The 1575-nt window shown below is 56.8% G+C and carries 1 protein-coding gene; it reads left to right on the top strand.

From position 1 onward, the window contains the following. Positions 1-93 precede the first annotated feature (93 nt). Positions 94-1569 carry an NF041680 family putative transposase gene (locus CIK76_RS14995; RefSeq protein WP_217990405.1) on the top strand — a complete coding sequence of 492 codons (1476 nt, stop codon included), beginning with the start codon at positions 94-96 and terminating at the stop codon, positions 1567-1569. Positions 1570-1575: the final 6 nt, after the last annotated feature.

Genomic DNA, 1575 nt, shown 5'->3' on the forward strand with positions numbered 1-1575 from the left:
AGCTTGCTATTTAACCTCTCGCCTGAAAATCCTTGAAATTCTGCGGACTCTCCGGCGTGTCACCACATTAAGACGGCTCTCGTTCCTGATGCTTTGAATTACCAAAAACGAAGCACAGAACAGAGAGCCGTCGCCATGAGTATGCACCACGACCTCGAATCAACGCAATGCATCGAGGCAACCGCACGCCTGAACAAATTTCGGCAAGACTACTACCACTGCCTCACCAACCGAGCCGATGCCCTCTTCGAACTGACAGACGCACTACTTTGCACCCAAAGTAAGGTCACTGACCTTGCCCACCTCAGCTTAGAACCAGAACACCACCGAGGCTACGGAGCCTTATATGACGCGATCAACCACGGCCATCTCGATACAGAGAAGTTCAAATCACGGATCACCGCACTGCCGGTCCCAACCTTCCCTCGCAAAGAAGATGGCCAGCAACAGATCGTGTTAGCCGTGGACGTGTCGAACTGGCTACGACCCGACGCGAACTGCACCCCTGAGCGCAGCTTCTGCCACACCTATGCCCGCAACGGCCAAGCTGAGATGATCCCTGGTTGGCCTTACTCGGTCATCGTAGCTCTTCAACCAGGAGCCTCATCATGGACTCTGCCACTGGACATTCGGCGTTTAGTGCCGGGTGAAGATGCGAGCGCAGTGACCGCCGCTCAGATCCGCGAGGTCATGGCCGGGCTGATCAATTCAGGACAGTACCGGACGAATGATCCGGAGGTCTTGGTGGTGATGGATGCCGGTTATGACGTGGCACGTCTTGCCTGGCTGGTGAAAGATCTGCCGGTGATCCTGATTGCCCGTTTACGATCCAACAGGGTGTTCTATGCTCCAGCCGGACCCAGGCGAGGGCCATCCAAAGGACGGGCACCGCGTCACGGAGCGAAGCTGGCGTTGAACGATCCCGCCACCCATCAGCGACCGACTCATGCCGCTAAGCACCACCTTCAACGGTACGGGCACGTCTTGGTGCAGGCGTTTGAACGGATGCATCCCAAGCTTGATACTCGCGGCGGGATAGCTGATGAGTACGGTAAACCAGAGATTATTGAAGGCACCATCATCGGGGTGCAAGTCGAACACTTGCCCGGAGTGCCAACACCGAAGCCGCTGTGGCTTTGGGCTTCCAAGCCAGTACCCGAGGACGTGGACGCGGTTGACCGGTGGTGGTCGGCGTATCTGCGACGGTTCGATCTAGAACATACTTTCCGGTTCTTCAAACAAAATCTGGGATGGGTTAAACCTAAATTGCATGACCCTCAAGCTGCCGATACTTGGAGCTGGGTCGTACTGACCGCGTACCTGCTGCTGCGCCTGATTCGACCACTGATCGCGGGGTGCCGGCTTCCGTGGCAACAGATTCCAGTGCACCTTCTGGCGTTGAGCCCGGGTCGAGTGCAAGCGACCTATCGGCGGGTCTGTCAGCAGCTGGTGCATCCGACAAACCCGCCGTTAGCTTCTTCAGCAGGCCCGGGACGACCTAAGGGCACCCGGAACAAGCGCAAACGAGTCGTTCAGCCTATTGGCGTGGCGCATCAAAAGGTTAAATAGCAAGCT

It is taken from the genome of Glutamicibacter sp. BW80, from assembly GCF_002332385.1.
Taxonomy (GTDB): domain Bacteria; phylum Actinomycetota; class Actinomycetes; order Actinomycetales; family Micrococcaceae; genus Glutamicibacter.